The sequence below is a fragment of the Actinomadura geliboluensis genome (genome assembly GCF_005889745.1).
Classification (GTDB): Bacteria; Actinomycetota; Actinomycetes; order Streptosporangiales; family Streptosporangiaceae; genus Spirillospora; species Spirillospora geliboluensis.
Genome location: NZ_VCKZ01000005.1, coordinates 1 through 15,417, shown reverse-complemented (window position 1 = coordinate 15,417; position 15,417 = coordinate 1). Strand labels below are relative to the sequence as shown.

The following is a 15,417-nucleotide window of genomic DNA, read 5'->3' as shown; positions in this document are numbered from 1 at the left end:
AAGGACCAGCCCGTCCTGCCCCGGGAGCGCCGCGGCGACAAGGAGTTGGGCGTGAGCGAGTTCTCGACGCGCGGACTGAACCGCCGTTCCTTCCTCAAGACGGCCGCCGTCCTCGGCGGCACGTCGCTGGCGACCGCGTGCGGCGGGCTGAAGGGCACCGGCAGCACGTCGTCGGACGTCCTCAAGATCGGCTACGTCAGCCCGCAGACCGGACCGCTGGCCGGCTTCGCCACCGCCGACAACTTCGTGGTCGAGCAGGTCAAGAACGCGCTCCGCAACGGCTTCACCTCCGGCGGCAGGAAGCGCCGGATCGAGATCGTCGTCAAGGACACCCAGTCCAACCCCAACCGCGCCACCGAGGTCACCCGCGAGCTGATCAACAGCGACAAGGTGGACCTCATCGTCGGCTCGTCCACCCCGGACACCACCAACCCCGTCGCCGACCAGTGCGAGGCCAACGGCGTCCCGAACGTCACCACGATCGCCCCCTGGGAGGCGTGGTTCCACGGGCGCAACGGCAAGGACGGCGAGGGCTTCAAGTACACGACGCTGTTCTTCTTCGGCATGCAGGAGTTCGGCGACTGCTTCTTCCCCATGTGGGAGCGCATGGACGTCGGCAACAAGAACGTCGCGGCGCTGTGGCCCAACGACACCGACGCCAACGCCTTCCGGCAGGGCCTCGGCCCGATGATGAAGAAGGCCGGCTACACCCCGGTCGACGGCGGCGCCTACCAGAACGGCGCCACCGACTTCACCGCGCAGATCGCCAAGTTCAAGGAGTCCGGCGCCGAGCTGTTCACCTGCACGCCGATCCCGCCGGACTTCCAGACCTTCTGGAAGCAGGCCCGGCAGCAGGGCTTCGCGCCGAAGCTCGCCACCGTCGCCAAGGTCATGCTGTTCCCGTCCGAGGCGGAGGCGCTCGGCCGGCTCACCGACAACATCGCCACCGACTTCTGGTGGAGCCCGGCGCACCCGTACAAGTCCGTCCTGGACGGCCGCAGCGCCCGGCAGCTCGCCGACGACTTCGCCGCGTCCACCGGCAAGCAGTGGACGCAGGCGCTCGGCTCGGTCTACTCGCTGTTCGAGATCGCCGTCCAGGCGTTCAAGGACGCGGGCGACCCGAAGGACCGCGACGAGGTGGCCTCCAAGCTGCGCTCGATGAAGATCGAGTGCATGAGCGGGAAGCTGGACTTCACCACCGGCCCGCAGCCCGGCATCGCGATCCAGCACCCGGTCGGCGGGCAGTGGCGCAAGGGCGGCAAGTTCCCCTGGGACGTCGTCATCGTGGACAACACGGCCAACAAGGAGGTCCCCGTCGGCGGCGACCTCAAGCCCACCAACGCCTGATCGGCCCGCGTCGATGACAGATCCGCTACTGCATCTCGACGGCGTCACCAAGAGCTTCGGCAAGGTGACCGTCGCCGAGGACCTGACGCTCCGCGTCCGGCCGGGCGAGGCGCTCGGGATCGTGGGGCCGAACGGCGCCGGCAAGTCCAGCCTGTTCGCCATGATCTCCGGCGACCTGCGGCCCGACGCCGGCGCGGTGCGGTTCGCCGGGCGGGACGTCACCGGCGTCCCGCCGCACGCCCGCACCCGGGCCGGCGTCGGCCGCACCTACCAGGTGCCCCGGCCGTTCGAGCACCTCACCGCGTTCGAGAACGTCCTCGTCTGCGCGCACCAGGGCGCGGCGCTCAAGGGCCGCCGGGCGCAGGCCCACGCCATGGAGGTGCTGGAGCGCACCGGCCTGGCCGACCTCGCCAACACCCCCGGCGGGCGCCTCACCCTGCTCCAGCGCAAGCGCCTGGAGGTCGCGCGCGGCCTGGCCACCTCCCCCACGCTGCTGCTGCTGGACGAGGTCGCCGGCGGGCTGACCGAGCCGGAGGTGCTGGAGCTCGTCGCGATCATCAAGGACCTGCACGCCGGCGGCCTCGGCATCGTCTGGATCGAGCACGTCGTCCACGCCCTGGTCAAGACCGTGGACCGGATGGTGTGCCTGGCCGGCGGCGCCCTGGTCGCCGACGGCGCGCCGATGGACGTGCTCGCCGACCAGCGGGTGCGCGAGCTGTACCTGGGCGGCGGCCCGGAGACGGGCCTGCCCGAGGAAGGAGGCGAGGCGCCGTGACGCTGCTGTCGGTCCGCGACCTCACCGTCCACCACGGCCAGCTGCGCGCCGTGGACGCGCTCGGCCTGGACGTCGCGAAGGGCGAGGTCCTGGCGATCATCGGCGCCAACGGCGCGGGCAAGTCGACGCTGCTGCGCGCCCTGGCCGGGCTGAACCCGCCGACCTCCGGCTCCGTGCTCCTGGACGGCCGCGACATCACCCGGCTGCCCGCGCACCGGCGGGTGGCCGAGGGGATCGCGCTGGTGCCGGAGGGCCGGCGCCTGTTCCACTCCCTCACGGTGGAGGAGAACCTGCTGGCGGGCGCTTACCGCAAGCGCCCCGGCCCCTGGACGGTCGCCGCCGTCCACGAGCTGTTCCCGTGGATGGCCGACCGCCGCGGGCAGAACGCCTCCCAGCTGTCCGGCGGCGAGCAGCAGGCCGTGGCCATCGGCCGCGCGCTGCTGTCCAACCCGGACCTGCTGCTCATCGACGAGCTGTCGCTCGGCCTCGCGCCGGTGGTCGTCCGCCGCATCTACGAGCTCCTGCCGGAGATCGTGGGCGCCGGCACCACGGCGCTGATCGTCGAGCAGGACGTCTCGCAGGCCATGCGGGTCGCCGACCACGTGCACTGCCTCCTCGAAGGCCGGTCGGTGCTGTCCGGCCGGCCCGCCGACCTGACCGCCGAGCAGGTCGAGCACGCCTACTTCGGCATCGGCACGGACCCGGGCGCCGAGGCGGCGCCCGCGGGCCGGGAAGGACACGACTGACATGGGCTGGCTCAACGCCGTCATCCAAGGAGTGCTGCTCGGCGGCCTCTACGCGCTGTTCGCGGCGGGCCTGTCGCTGATGTTCGGCGTCATGCGGATCGTCAACCTGGCGCACGGCGACCTGTCGGTCGTCGCGGCGTTCCTGGCGCTGGCCATGGTCAGCGGCACCGGGCTGCCGCTGTGGATCGTGCTGGTGGTGACCGTCCCGCTGTTCGCCCTGCTCGGCTACCTGACCCAGCGGGTGCTGCTGCAGCGCAGCCTCGCCGCCGGGCCGCTCGCGACCCTGCTCGTCACGTTCGGCCTGTCGATCGTGCTGCAGAACGTGCTGCTGGAGACGTTCTCCGCCGACACGCGCACCCTCGACGGCGGCTCCTTCGCCACCGGCTCCTGGCGGCTCACCGACTCGATCTCGGTCGGCTACCTGTCGGCGGCGACGTTCCTGCTCGCCTGCGGCGCGCTGATCGGCATCCAGGTGTTCCTGTCGCGCACCGGGCTCGGCCGGATGCTGCGCGCCTCGTCCGACGACCGCGAGACCGCGAGCCTCATGGGCGCCGACAGCAGGCACGTGTACGGCATCGCGACCGCCATCGCGTTCGCGACCGTCGCGCTCGCCGGGCTGATGTTCGCGGTGCGCTCCTCGTTCGACCCCGCCATCGGCCCGTCGCGGCTGATCTTCGCGTTCGAGGCGGTCGTCATCGGCGGGCTCGGCTCGCTGTGGGGGACGCTGCTCGGCGGCATGGTGCTCGGCATCACGCAGTCGCTGGGCGCGCAGGTCGACCCCGCGCTGACGCTGCTCGCCGGCCACCTCGTCTTCCTCGCCGTGCTGGCCTTCCGGCCGCAGGGCCTGCTCACGGGACGGACCGCATGACGATCTCCGAGATGGTGGCGGCCCGCGCGGCCGGCGCCCTGCAGGTGGGCCGCGCGGCCCGGTCCTCGAAGCCGTCGGCCGCCGCCATGGCGGCCGGCGCGGTGCTGCTCGCGGCCCTGCCGTTCCTGGTGTTCAGCTCCGTCACCGACACGCTGGTCAACCTGTTCGTGCTGATCGCGCTCGCGAGCATGTGGAACCTGCTCGCGGGCTTCGGCGGCCTGGTCTCGGTGGGGCAGCAGGCGTACATCGGCATCGGCGCCTACAGCCTGATCGCCCTCGCCGACCTCGGCGTGCAGCCCTACCTCGCGGTCCCGCTGGCGGCGCTCACCTGCGCGGTCTTCGCCCTGCCCACCTCGTGGCTGGCGTTCCGGCTGCGCGGCGACTACTTCGCCGTCGGCACCTGGGTGATCGCCGAGGTGTACCGGCTGCTGGTGGTGCGGATCGACGGCCTCGGCGGCGGCAGCGGCAAGGGGCTGACCGGGCTGTCGGGCATCGACCAGACGCTGCGCGGCGCCCTGACGTACTGGGTCGCGCTGGCGCTGGCGCTGTGCACCATCGGCGGCTGCTACCTGCTGCTGCGCGGGCGGCTCGGCCTGTCGCTGATGGCGGTGCGGGACGAGGAGACCGCGGCGGGCGCGGCCGGCATCGACGTGCGCCGCGCCAAGCTGCTGGTCTACCTCGTCTCGGCGGCCGGGTGCGGCGCGGCCGGGGCGGTGATCACCGTCAGCTCGCTCAGCGTCAACCCGGACTCGATCTTCAGCGTACAGTGGTCCGCCTACATGATCTTCATCGTGGTGATCGGCGGCATCGGGTTCGTCGAGGGACCGCTGCTCGGCGCGCTCGTCTTCTTCGGGCTCCAGCAGCTCCTCGCCGACTACGGCTCCTGGTACCTCGTCCTCCTCGGCGCCGTCGGCATGGCGGTGGCGCTGTGGCTGCCGGGCGGGCTGTGGGGCCTGATCCGCGGGCGGACCGAGCTGAGCCTGTTCCCCGTCGGCTACCACGTGCGGAGGCCCGATGCCGCAGGTTGAGCACATGTCCGCGACCGAGGCCGCGGCGGCCGTCGCCGCCGGGCGGCTGTCGGCCGCCGACCTGACCGAGCGGACGCTGGCCGCGATCGAGGCCACCGAACCGCACCTGAACGCCTACGCCACCGTCATGGCCGGCCCGGCCCGCGCCGAGGCCGCCGGGCAGGCCCGGCGCGGGCCGCTGCACGGCGTCCCGATCGGCGTCAAGGACCTGATCGACACGGCGGGCGTCCGCACCGCCTACGGGTCGCCCCGGTTCGCCGACCACGTCCCGGAGCGGGACGCGGAGGCCGTGCGCCGGCTGCGCGCGGCGGGCGCGGTGATCGTCGGCAAGCACACCACCCACGAGCTGGCCTGGGGCGGGCGCACCGACAGCCCGTTCTTCGGCCCCACCCGCAACCCGTACCGGCCGGACCGCGTCCCCGGCGGGTCGTCCGGCGGGTCGGCGGCGTCCGTCGCCGCGGGCAGCTGCCTCGGCGCGGTCGGCTCCGACACCGCCGGCAGCGTGCGCATCCCGGCCGCGCTCAGCGGCTGCGTCGGGTTCAAGCCGACCCGCGGCCGCATCCCGCTGGACGGGGTGCTGCCGCTCGCGCCGTCCCTGGACCACCTCGGCGTCCTCGCGGGCACGGTGGACGACGCGGCGCTGCTGATGTCCGCGCTGGCCGAGCCGGACGCGCCCGCGACCGGGCCGGAGCCGCCGCGGGTGGGCTGGCTGGGCGGCTGGTTCGACGCGGTGCTGGCCCCCGAGGTGCGCGCGGTCATCACGGCCGCCCGCGCCGCGCTCGAAGCGCACGGGGTCGTCGTCGAGGACGTGGCCGTCCCCGACGAACCGCGCATGCCGGAGGCGGTGCTGGGCAGGATCCTCGCCGAGGCGGGCGCGTTCCACCGGCGCGCCTTCGAGCGGGACCCCGCCCTGTTCGGGCCCGACATCGCCGAGCTAATGGGCCTGCCGCCCCGCACCGCCGAGGAGGCCGGGCGGGACGAGGCGGCGATCGCCCGGATGACGGCGTTCCTGGCGGAGGCGCTCGGCGCCTACGACGTGCTGGCGAGCGCGACCGTGCCGGTCACGGCGCCGCCGATCGGCGCGATGACCGTCGCGGCCGGGGGCCGCGAGTGGCCCGTCGAGCTGGTCTTGACGCGGCTCACCTCGCCGTTCAACGCCGCCGGCCTGCCCGCCGCCTCGGTCCCGGTGGGCCTCGCGGACGGCCTGCCCGTCGGGCTCCAGCTCGCCGGGGCCGCGGGGCGCGACGGCGCCGTGCTCGGCGCCGCCCGCCTCGTCGAGCGGCTGATCCCGCGGCCGCCCCGGCCGGACGTCAGCAGGAGGAGGGACCCGTCATGAGAGTGACCGCCGCCGTCGTCGACGAGCTCGGCGCGCCGTTCCGCGTCGAGGAGCTCGACCTCGACGAGCCCGGGCCGGGCGAGGCCCTGGTCCGGGTCGTCGCCACCGGCATCTGCCACACCGACGAGATCACCCGCCACGGCGACCTGCCGATGCCGTTCCCGTGCGTCCTCGGCCACGAGGGCGCGGGCGTGGTCGAGGCCGTCGGCGACGGGGTGATCGACGTCCGGCCGGGCGACCACGTCGTCATCGGCTGGCCGTCCTGCGGGACGTGCCGCAACTGCCGCGACGGCGAACCGCGCTACTGCGCCCGGCTGGGCGAGGCGGTGGCCGGCGGCGGCCGGCTGCTCGGCCCGCGCGCCGGGGAAAGCGCGCTGCGCCGGCCCGGGGGCTCGTCCGTGCACAGCCACTTCTTCGGCCAGTCCTCGTTCGCGACGTACGCGCTGACCTGGGCGGACGCCCTGGTCGTCGTCCCGCGGGACGCGCCGCTGGAGCTGCTCGGCCCGCTGGCCTGCGGGATCTCCACCGGTGCCGGGGCGGTGTTCAACACCCTCCAGCCGCGCACCGGGTCGAGCCTCGTGGTGTACGGCGCCGGCGCGGTCGGCCTGGCCGCCGTCATGGCCGCCCGGCTGTCGCCCGCCACGACGATCATCGCCGTGGACCTGCACGCGTCCCGGCTCGCGCTCGCGACGGAGTTCGGCGCCACGCACGTCATCGACCCCGGCGAGACCGACCCGGTCGCGGAGGTGCGCCGCATCTGCGGCGGCCCCGCCGACTACGCGCTGGAGTGCACCGGCGTGATCAGCGTGCTGCGGCAGGCCGCCGAGAGCGTCGGCATGCTCGGCACCTGCGTGCTCATCGGCGGCGCGCCCGCCGGCGCCGAGTTCACCCTCGACCACCTGGACACGCTGTGGGGCAAGCGCGTCGTCGGCACGCTCGGCGGCAGCGGGCGCAGCGGCGTCCTCATCGGCGCCCTGGCCGACCTGCACCGCCAGGGCCGCTTCCCGTTCGACCGGCTCGTCCGGTACTACGACCTGGCCGACATCGACCGCGCCCTCGACGACAGCCGTCGCGGCGAGGTGCTCAAGCCCGTACTCCGCATGAACCACTGAGGCACGAACCACCGAAGAAGGGACGACACCCGTGGGACTGCTCGACAGCGTCGACTGGCAGGGAAAGATCTTCAAGAACGGTGCGTGGACGGCGGCGCACGGCGGCGACTACGCCGTGGTCGAGCCCGCGACCGGCGCCGAGCTCGGCCGGATGGGGCAGGCCTCCCCCGCGGACGTCGCCGAGGCCGCCGCGAGCGCCGCCGCGGCGCAGCGGGAGTGGGCGGCGCTGCCGCACACCGCCCGCGCCGCCGTGCTGCGCCGGGCCGGCGACCTGTGGCAGCGGCACGCCGAGGAGATCAGCGGCTGGAACGTCCGCGAGGTCGGCGCGGTCCCCGGCATGGCCGGGTTCGCGCTGCACGTCGCGGCCGAGGAGTGCTACGAGGCGGCCGGGCTGCCGTCCCGCGCGATCGGCGAGGTGCTGCCGTCGGAGGAGCCGCGGCTGTCCATGGCGCGCCGCATGCCGGCCGGCGTGGTCGCGGTGATCTCGCCGTTCAACGTGCCGATCATCCTCGGCATCCGCTCGGTCGCGCCGGCGCTCGCGCTCGGCAACGCCGTGCTGCTCAAGCCCGACCCGCGCACCGCCGTCACCGGCGGCACCCTGATGGCGCGCGTGTTCGAGGAGGCCGGGCTGCCGCCGGGCGTCCTGCAGATGCTGCCCGGCGGCGCCGACACCGGCGAGGCGCTGATCACCGACCCGAACGTGCGGGTCATCTCCTTCACCGGATCCACCCCGGTCGGCCGCCGCATCGGCGAGCTGGCCGGCCGCCACCTCAAGCGCGCCCACCTGGAGCTCGGCGGCAACTCCGCGCTGCTCGTGCTGGACGACGCCGACGTCGACGCGGCGGTGAACCTCGCCACCTGGGGCTCGTTCTTCCACCAGGGCCAGATCTGCATGACCACCGGCCGCCACCTGGTCGCCGACCGGCTCTACGACGAGTTCGTGGAGCGGCTCGCCGCCAAGGCCGGCGCGCTCGCGGTCGGCGACCCGGCGGGCGGCGAGGTCGCGCTCGGCCCGGTCATCGACGCCGGCCAGCGCGACAAGATCCACGGCATGGTCACCGCGAGCGTCGAGCAGGGCGCGAAGCTCGCCTCCGGCGGCACCTACGAGGAGCTGTTCTACCGTCCGACGGTGCTGGCCGACATCCCGCTGACCGCGCCCGCGTTCGCCGACGAGGTCTTCGGCCCGGTCGCCCCGGTGACCCGCGTGTCGTCGGCGGCCGAGGCGGCGGAGCTGGCCGCCGCGAGCGACTACGGCCTCTCGCTCGGCATCGTGACCCGGGACGTGATGCGCGGCCTGGCCGTCGCCGAGCAGATCCCGACGGGGATCGTCCACATCAACGACCAGACGGTGAACGACGAGGCGAACGCCCCGTTCGGCGGTGTCCGGGCCTCCGGCACCGGCTCCCGCTTCGGCGGCGCCGCGGCGAACATCGAGGCGTTCACCGAGACCCGCTGGATCACCATGCGGGGCGAGCCGCCGCAGTACCCGCTCTGACCGACACGGCGTTCGGGCGCGGCCGGGTGGCCGCGCCCGTCCGCTTTCGCGGGGGTCAGGCCGCCCGGGCGACCGGCTCGTCCCAGTCGATGTGGTGGCGGTACATCCAGGCGAGCGACTCGGCGCTCGCCGACTTCTTCAGGAAGACCGGCATCATCAGGTCTCGGAAGACCCGGGCGACGGGGCCGGCGGCCTTGCTGCTGCTGATCTTGGCCGAGTAGGCGACGACCCGCTCGGCGCGGGGGCGGCGCAGCGCCTCGAACCGGGCGAACGCCTCCGCGTGGCCGGGCAGGTCGCGCAGGCACTTGGCCAGGACCAGCGCGTCCTCGACGGCCAGCGAGGCGCCCTGCCCGGAGCTCGGCGAGGTGGCGTGGGCGGCGTCCCCGGTCAGCACCGTCCGGCCGCGGTGCCACACCGGGACCGGCGGCAGGTCGTAGACGGGCAGGGCTGGCCCGGCCGGGCTCATCTCGACGATCTCGGCCGACCGGTTGGCGTCGCCTCGCAGCGCCTCGACCAGGGCCCGCTTCCAGCTCTCGGCGGACGTCGCGGCGAGCGACTCCCGGGTCGGCGCGTCCCGGTGGGGCAGGTTGGCGAACCACCAGGTCCGGCCCTGCTCGTCCACGGTGTGGCCGAAGAAGGCCCGCTTGCCGAACACCATGTGGTACGCGCCGGGGTCGGCCTCGGCGCCGGGGTCGTCGACGATGCCGCCGAAGCTGAGCAGCCCGGTGTAGCGGGCCTCCGGCGCGGCCGGGTCGAGCAGGGCGCGGGTCGTCGAGTGGACGCCGTCGGCCCCGATCAGCAGGTCCCCGGTCGCCTCGGTGCCGTCGGCGAACCGGGCGGTCACCGCGTCGCCGGCCTCCTCGATCGCCACCAGCTCCTTGCCGTACTCGATGGGGATGCCGCGCGCCGCGGCCTCGTCGCGGACGATCCGGTACAGGTCGGCGCGCTGGACGGTGTGGCTCTCGGTGCCGTCGGCCAGGCGCAGCCCGTTGGCGACCTCGCCGAGCCGCTTGCCGGTGCCGCTCCACATGACCATCCGGGGCGTGCGGACGCCCGCGGCCATGACGGCTTCGTGGGCGTCCAGGACGCGCAGCGCGTCCAGCCCGTTCGAGGCGATGTTCAGGAAGGAGCCGACGTCGTCCGCCGCCTTCGCGTACGCCTCGTAGACGACCGCGTCGATGCCGACGCGCCGCAGCGCCATGGCGATCGCGGGTCCGCCGATGCCGCAGCCGATGATCAGTGCCGTGCGCCCCATGTCCGGGCCTCCCGTCGTGGTATTATTTAGTTCGTCCGAACGAAATATATGGAGAGGCGTACCGGGTGTCAAGATCGGATCGTCGGGAGGAGCTGCTCGCGGCGCTGGGGCAGGCGGGCCGCGAGCAGAGCAACGCCACGGTGATGTACCACTCGGCGCTCAGCGCGCGGATGGGCCTCGGCATGACCGAGGAGAAGGCGCTGGACCTGCTGCAGCGGCTCGGCCCGCTCACCGCGGGCGACCTCGCGCGGCACTCCGGCCTGGCCCCGGCCTCGGTCAGCGGCCTGATCGACCGGCTGCAGGCCAAGGGGTTCGTCCGCCGGGTCCGCGACGAGGGCGACCGGCGGCGGGTGATCGTGGAGATCGACCCGTCCCGCGTCCAGGCGTTCGCCGAGCTGTTCGCCGACTTCGTCCGCGGCCTGGACGAGATGTACGCCGCCTACGGCGACGACGAGCTCGCGCTGATCCTCGACTTCCTGCGCCGCGTCACCGCCGTCCAGCGGGACGCCACGGCACGGCTCACCGACCAGGACGGCGCGGCCGGGTGACGCCCCGCTCAGCGCCCGGCGGGCACCGGCCGCCGCAGCGCGGGGGCCAGCCAGCGGCCGAGGAAGGCGCGCAGCTCGGCCTCGTCCCGCGGCGGCCCGCTCGGGTGCTGCAGCAGCGACGTCAGCAGCCGCAGGATGATCTCGGCGAGGCCGTCGAGGTCGCCGTCTTCCACGCCGGCGGCCGCCCAGTCCACGGGGTAGCGCCGCAGCATCCGGGCGCCGTAGGCGATCACGTCCGCGGTGATCGCGCCGCGGCCGAGGGCGCCGGAGTCCGCCAGCTGCAGCACCAGGCTCAGCCGCGGCTCCGCCGGGATCGTCCGCACGCAGAAGACCATGCCCTCGACCACGGCCTCGGCCGGGTCCCCGATGCCCTGGACGTGGGCGATCAGCCGGTCGACGAACGCCTCCGCGCCCTGCGCCGCGACCTCGCCGATGATGTCGCCGACCCGGGCGAAGTGGCGGTAGACGGTCTGCCGGGTGACGCCGAGCTCGTTCGCGACGTCGGTCAGGGTCGTCTTCGCGGCGCCGTGCCGGTCGACGCAGCGGGCGGTGGCGTCGACGATGCGCTGACGGGCCTCGGCGTCCGATGCGGGAGGGCTGCCTCCCCAGCCGTGGTGCGCCATCGCATCAGGATCCCACAGGCTCCGCGGCCGGGCGCGCCGCGACGGCGCGCAGCGCGGCGCCGATGAGCCCGGCCGCGGCGACGGCGCACAGCACGACGTACCAGAGGCTGCCGACCGGCGTGCCCTGCTCGGTGACGCCGCCGTCCGACGCGAGGTACGCGGGCATGGCGACCAGCCAGAGGACGGCGAGGACGCCGAGGTAGAGCGCCGGATAGACCCGCACGAACAGCGGCGACGCCACCGGCGGCACCGCTCCCCCGCGCGGCGCGCGCAGGGCGTCCGCGAGCAGCAGCAGCCCGGCGACCCAGACCACGGCCAGCTCGGCGCCGAGGATGGCGCGCTGGATCCCGAGCTGGTCCTCGCCCCGGAAGGCGCCGCTGGGCGCGCTCACGACGATCATCGCCAGCGGGGTCACCGCGCCCGCGACGGCCGACCGCCAGCCGACCTGCGCGCCGCCGAGCGCGGAGCGGCCCTCCCTCGGCCCGGTCAGGCGGACCACGAGGTAGGTCATCGCGCCGAAGGAGACCGAGGCGAACAGCAGCATGCTGTTCATCGGCACCGACGCGAGCGCCGGCTGGTTGATCATCTCGTTCCCGGGGTTCCACGCCCACCACTTCAGCTGCGGGCCCAGGTGGTCGAAGACCTCGTAGAAGACCTGGCAGGCGAACGCGACCGCGACCGCTCCCGCCAGCGGGCCGCGCCGCGCGAACACGCCGAGGGCCCGGACCAGCTCGTAGGCCAGCTGCGACAGCGCCGGGTAGAAGGCGATGATGTAGAGCGGCAGCCGGTCGTACATGAACTGCACGGTGAACACGTTGTGGGAGAAGATGAACCCGACGTGCTCCTGGAGGCCGAACCAGCCCGGGAAGTAGAGCGGCGGCTCGATCACGGCCAGGTACACCACCGAGGCGGTCCACAGCGAGAGGTTGACCGGGTCGCCGTCGCGCCTCCACCGCCGCCACGCGTGGACGAGGGCGAACACCGCGCCGCCGACGATGAGCAGCTCCAGGACCGGCATCGTGCCGTTCTCCAGGCCGAACGGGTCGCGGACGGTCATGAACGGGTGGGCGTCGCGGCAGGAGAAGCCCAGCCCGCCGGCGATGCGCTCGGCCACCGCGTCGCAGGTGCTGTCCATCGCTCGTCCTCCGCTCACGCGCCGACGAGGTCGCCGCGGTCGGGGCCCGCCGCCGCGGGCCGGCCGGTGTACCCGGTGAAGTCGGTGCCGGGCGGGTCCTCGCGCTCGTCGAACCCGCCGGGGACGACCGTGCGGCCGAGCCGCCGGCGCACCTGGTAGCGGACGATCCCGAACCAGAACCGGGGGTCGGCGGCCATCTCCCGGAGCGACCGGTCCAGGTTGAACACCTGCGCGAACGTCCGCTCGACGTAGGCGTCCTCGCGTCCGGCGGCGGTGATGGCGTTGAACACCGGCCAGCTGAAGCGGGCGGTCAGCCTGCGCCGCCAGGGCGCGGCGACCTCGGTCCCGGTCGCGAAGTCGTAGGCCTGGTCGCGGGCCATCGCGAGCATCCACGGCACGTCGAGGGACTTCTTCTGGAGGCCGAGGAACTCGCGGAAGAAGGCGTGGTCGAGGGCGTCGCGGCGGCGCAGCACCGCGCCGAGGATGAGCGCGGAGCGGGCGGCCGAGCTCATGCCCTGGGCGTAGAACGGGTTGAAGGCGCAGATCGAGTCGCCGACGCAGACGAGCCCGGCCGGGGGCGTGCCGAGCAGGTCGAAGCGGCGCCACCGGTTGCCGGTGGAACGGGTCAGGTGGACCTCGGAGACCGGCGTGCACGCGCGGGCCGCCCGCCCGAAGGCCGGGGCGCGCACGCGGTCCACGGCCGCCTCGAACGCGTCCGTCCTGCTCGGCATCTTGATGCCCCACGACCCCATGCACACGATGGCCCGGTCGCCCTCGATCGGGAAGAAGTTGCTGAGGAACTCGTGCTCCTCGGGGTGGCTGCCGGTGTCCTGCGTCGGCGTGATGACCAGGTGCCTCCACCACCACGACTCCGGCCGCCGGCCGGCGGGCGGCAGGTCGTACCACCGCGAGGTGTAGGTGACCTTGGCGTCGAGGGTCCGCTCGGGCGGCGCGGGCCAGCCCGCCTCGCGGAGCCAGTCGACGACCGAGGACCCGCGTCCGAGCGCGTCCACGACCAGGTCGGCGGCGAGGTACTCGTCGCCGGCGCCCTCGCCGTCGGCACGATCGCCGGCGCGGTCGTCGGCGCGGTACTCGACGCCCTCGACGCGCCCGCGCGCGGTGCCGCCGCCGGTCGAGCGGAGCCCGGTGACGGTCGCGCCCTCGCGGATCCGGATGGCCGGCAGCTCGCGGACCTTGTCCCGCAGGACCCGCTCGATGAGCAGCCGGGAGCCGTAGACCATCGTCATCGAGCCCGACTTGCGCGGCGCCCAGCCGTCGTTCTCGCAGTACGCGGCGTCCATCGACGGCATCAGCCGCATCCCGCCGGCGGCGATCAGGGCCTCCTCGAACCCGGGGAAGATCTCGCCGATCGCGCGGCGGCCGGAGTTGAGCAGGAAGTGCGGATGCTTGCTCTGCGGGACGCCCCTGCGGTGCTCCGCGTCCGGCGGGATCCGGTCCCGCTCCAGGACGACCACCTCGTCGAAGTGCCGCGCGAGCACCCCCGCGGCGCACAGCCCCGCCACGCTGCCGCCGAGCACCACGGCCGTCCGTCCGCGCATCCGAACCTCCATTCATACAGATGATGGATGAATGTATGATTCACGGCGGACGCGCGTCAATGCCCCGGCTCCCCCGGCGCGCGACGCCCCCGCACACCGCCGCCACGGTCCGTGTTCTAATGATCACAGGAATGACGGTTCCGGCGGGAGCGAAGGGTGCGCGTCTCGAACGATCCGGGCGGCCCGGCCGCCGCCCCGAGGCGGAGCGGGCGCGCCGCGCCGCTCAGCTGGCCGGCCGTGGTGCTCTGGCTCGTGGGGATCACGGCGGCCCTCGCGATCACCGGCGTCGTGCTCAGCCGGGAGACCGGCCTCGCCCCCTTCCTGGTCTTCCTGCCGACCCTGATCTCCGGGCGGGGAACGGTCCGGCAGACCGCGGTCGCGTCCGCGTGGGCGACCCTGGTCATCGCCGGCTCCCTCATCCGCAGCCCGCTCGGCACCCCGGCGGCGAACGCGAGCGTCCTCGTCTTCGCCGTCGCGCTGAACGGGCTGAGCGTGGCCCAGGCGGCGCGGCGCGTCCTCCGGGAAGGAGAGATCACCCGGCTGCGCTCCGCCGCGGCGGCCCTGCAGCGCCAGATCCTGCGCCCGTTCCCCCTCACCACCGGCGAGCTCACGGTCCACGGCCTGTACGAACCGGTCGAGGAGGACAGCCTGGTCGGCGGCGACGTCTACGAGGTCGTGGCCACGCCCTACGGCAGCCGCGCGTTCATCGCCGACGTCCAGGGCAAGGGGCTGCCCGCGATCAGCACGGCGTTCTCGGTGCTCAGCTCCTTCCGCGAGGCGGCGCTGGCGGAGCCCACCCTCGGCGGCGTCGTGGCGGCACTCGAGGAGTCGGTGCTGCGGCACAACTCCTTCGCCGTCCAGACGGGCGAGGAGGAGCGCTTCGTCACCGCGTTCGTCCTGGGCGTCGGCGCGGAGACCAAGGTCCAGGCCATCAACTGCGGCCACATCCCGCCCTACCTCATCGACGAGGAGCGCACCGGCCGGGTGCCGCTCGGCGAAGCCTCCGTACCACTCGGGCTCGCCTCGCTCAGCGGCGAACCGCGCCCCGTCAAATGGTTCGACTTTCCGTACGGCTCCACACTTCTGCTGTGCACCGACGGCGTCACCGAGGCCCGGAATCCGGCCGGCGCCTTCTACCCGCTGGAAGAGCGAGTGGCCTCGTGGAAGGGCGTCCCCGCCGAGGACATCGCCCCGACCGTCCGCCACGAGTTGCAGGAGTACACGCGCGGCAGATTGGCGGACGACACGGCGCTTCTCATCCTCCACAGAAAAGCCGCCACAAGCGCGACTACCGAATCGTCGAATCCGGCAGAAGACCCTCAACGGTGACCGCGCCGGAATCGGGATCGCGGACGCCGGTGGCCAGGAGGCCCGCGTAGTCGTACTCCGGGTTCCGCCGCAGCCCGAGGCGGACGGCCCACAGCGACCCCCGAGCGCCCGGCGGTTCCGCCCGCAGCGCCGCGACCAGGGCCTCCAGCGCGCGGGCCCGGTCGCCGCTGACCCCTCCGGGACCGGCGCGCGTCCCGTCGCCGCTCCGCACGTCCCAGCTGTACAGGTCGACGGTCACGCAGTGCCCCCATCCCCCGTCGC

14 protein-coding genes and 1 pseudogene are annotated in these 15,417 nt (G+C 74.0%); 10 read left to right on the top strand and 5 right to left on the bottom strand.

The window, feature by feature from the left end:
* Positions 1-51 precede the first annotated feature (51 nt).
* The 8 genes from ETD96_RS01725 to ETD96_RS01690 are packed head-to-tail and all read left to right on the top strand — an operon-like array spanning position 52 to position 8,707.
* Positions 52-1,347: an ABC transporter substrate-binding protein gene (locus ETD96_RS01725; protein WP_171068803.1), complete on the top strand. Its 1,296-nt coding sequence runs from the start codon at positions 52-54 to the stop codon at positions 1,345-1,347.
* 13 nt (positions 1,348-1,360) lie between these two features.
* Positions 1,361-2,122 carry an ABC transporter ATP-binding protein gene (locus ETD96_RS01720; RefSeq protein WP_138632892.1) on the top strand — a complete coding sequence of 254 codons (762 nt, stop codon included), beginning with the start codon at positions 1,361-1,363 and terminating at the stop codon, positions 2,120-2,122.
* On the top strand, positions 2,119-2,868 hold the full coding sequence (locus tag ETD96_RS01715) for an ABC transporter ATP-binding protein (RefSeq protein ID WP_138632889.1): 750 nt from the start codon (positions 2,119-2,121) through the stop codon (positions 2,866-2,868). The genes ETD96_RS01720 and ETD96_RS01715 overlap by 4 nt, the downstream gene beginning before the upstream one ends.
* Position 2,869: 1 nt before the next feature.
* Positions 2,870-3,736 carry a branched-chain amino acid ABC transporter permease gene (locus tag ETD96_RS01710; RefSeq protein ID WP_138632886.1) on the top strand — a complete coding sequence of 289 codons (867 nt, stop codon included), beginning with the start codon at positions 2,870-2,872 and terminating at the stop codon, positions 3,734-3,736.
* The gene (locus ETD96_RS01705) at positions 3,733-4,764 is read left to right on the top strand and encodes a branched-chain amino acid ABC transporter permease (RefSeq protein ID WP_138632883.1); all 1,032 of its coding nucleotides are present in this window, start codon (positions 3,733-3,735) and stop codon (positions 4,762-4,764) included. The genes ETD96_RS01710 and ETD96_RS01705 overlap by 4 nt, the downstream gene beginning before the upstream one ends.
* On the top strand, positions 4,751-6,100 hold the full coding sequence (locus ETD96_RS01700; protein WP_138632880.1) for an amidase: 1,350 nt from the start codon (positions 4,751-4,753) through the stop codon (positions 6,098-6,100). Before ETD96_RS01705 ends, ETD96_RS01700 begins: the two co-directional genes overlap by 14 nt.
* Positions 6,097-7,212 (top strand): NAD(P)-dependent alcohol dehydrogenase, encoded by a 1,116-nt coding sequence (locus ETD96_RS01695; RefSeq protein ID WP_138632877.1) that lies wholly within the window; start codon positions 6,097-6,099, stop codon positions 7,210-7,212. Before ETD96_RS01700 ends, ETD96_RS01695 begins: the two co-directional genes overlap by 4 nt.
* A 31-nt stretch (positions 7,213-7,243) precedes the next feature.
* Complete coding sequence (locus ETD96_RS01690) at positions 7,244-8,707, top strand: aldehyde dehydrogenase family protein (protein ID WP_138632874.1); 1,464 nt, start codon at positions 7,244-7,246, stop codon at positions 8,705-8,707.
* Positions 8,708-8,762: 55 nt separating this feature from the next.
* Here ETD96_RS01690 and ETD96_RS01685 read toward each other — a convergent pair whose 3' ends face one another.
* Complete coding sequence (locus tag ETD96_RS01685) at positions 8,763-9,962, bottom strand: FAD-dependent monooxygenase (RefSeq protein ID WP_138632871.1); 1,200 nt, start codon at positions 9,960-9,962, stop codon at positions 8,763-8,765.
* A 65-nt stretch (positions 9,963-10,027) separates the two neighbouring features.
* Here ETD96_RS01685 and ETD96_RS01680 point away from each other — a divergent pair, with 65 nt between their 5' ends.
* Positions 10,028-10,510, top strand: a complete 483-nt coding sequence (locus tag ETD96_RS01680; RefSeq protein ID WP_240807094.1) for a MarR family winged helix-turn-helix transcriptional regulator — start codon at positions 10,028-10,030, stop codon at positions 10,508-10,510.
* An 8-nt stretch (positions 10,511-10,518) separates the two neighbouring features.
* On the opposite strand, the gene ETD96_RS01675 is transcribed toward ETD96_RS01680, so the two are convergent.
* The 3 genes from ETD96_RS01675 to ETD96_RS01665 are packed head-to-tail and all read right to left on the bottom strand — an operon-like array spanning position 10,519 to position 13,827.
* Entirely contained in the window at positions 10,519-11,133 is a 615-nt protein-coding gene (locus tag ETD96_RS01675) for a TetR/AcrR family transcriptional regulator (protein ID WP_138632868.1), read from the bottom strand.
* Positions 11,134-11,137: 4 nt separating this feature from the next.
* Positions 11,138-12,268, bottom strand: a complete 1,131-nt coding sequence (locus ETD96_RS01670; RefSeq protein WP_138632865.1) for a hypothetical protein — start codon at positions 12,266-12,268, stop codon at positions 11,138-11,140.
* Positions 12,269-12,282: 14 nt separating this feature from the next.
* Entirely contained in the window at positions 12,283-13,827 is a 1,545-nt protein-coding gene (locus ETD96_RS01665; protein ID WP_138632862.1) for an FAD-dependent oxidoreductase, read from the bottom strand.
* A 156-nt stretch (positions 13,828-13,983) separates the two neighbouring features.
* On the opposite strand from ETD96_RS01665, the gene ETD96_RS01660 reads away from it, so the two are divergent.
* On the top strand, positions 13,984-15,156 hold the full coding sequence (locus ETD96_RS01660; protein ID WP_138632859.1) for a PP2C family protein-serine/threonine phosphatase: 1,173 nt from the start codon (positions 13,984-13,986) through the stop codon (positions 15,154-15,156).
* On the opposite strand, the pseudogene ETD96_RS01655 reads toward ETD96_RS01660, so the two are convergent.
* Positions 15,116-15,417: pseudogene (locus tag ETD96_RS01655) on the bottom strand (hypothetical protein); the annotation flags it as partial. The gene ETD96_RS01660 and the pseudogene ETD96_RS01655 sit on opposite strands and share 41 nt — an antisense overlap.

Bases quoted from the DNA above. Each gene is read 5' to 3' on its own strand.
- ETD96_RS01720 (WP_138632892.1), top strand. From the start codon at position 1,361: ATGACAGATCCGCTACTGCATCTCGACGGCGTCACCAAGAGCTTCGGC.
- ETD96_RS01710 (WP_138632886.1), top strand. From the start codon at position 2,870: ATGGGCTGGCTCAACGCCGTCATCCAAGGAGTGCTGCTCGGCGGCCTC.
- ETD96_RS01705 (WP_138632883.1), top strand. From the start codon at position 3,733: ATGACGATCTCCGAGATGGTGGCGGCCCGCGCGGCCGGCGCCCTGCAG.
- ETD96_RS01700 (WP_138632880.1), top strand. From the start codon at position 4,751: ATGCCGCAGGTTGAGCACATGTCCGCGACCGAGGCCGCGGCGGCCGTC.
- ETD96_RS01695 (WP_138632877.1), top strand. From the start codon at position 6,097: ATGAGAGTGACCGCCGCCGTCGTCGACGAGCTCGGCGCGCCGTTCCGC.
- ETD96_RS01685 (WP_138632871.1), bottom strand. From the start codon at position 9,962: ATGGGGCGCACGGCACTGATCATCGGCTGCGGCATCGGCGGACCCGCG.
- ETD96_RS01675 (WP_138632868.1), bottom strand. From the start codon at position 11,133: ATGGCGCACCACGGCTGGGGAGGCAGCCCTCCCGCATCGGACGCCGAG.
- ETD96_RS01670 (WP_138632865.1), bottom strand. From the start codon at position 12,268: ATGGACAGCACCTGCGACGCGGTGGCCGAGCGCATCGCCGGCGGGCTG.
- ETD96_RS01665 (WP_138632862.1), bottom strand. From the start codon at position 13,827: ATGCGCGGACGGACGGCCGTGGTGCTCGGCGGCAGCGTGGCGGGGCTG.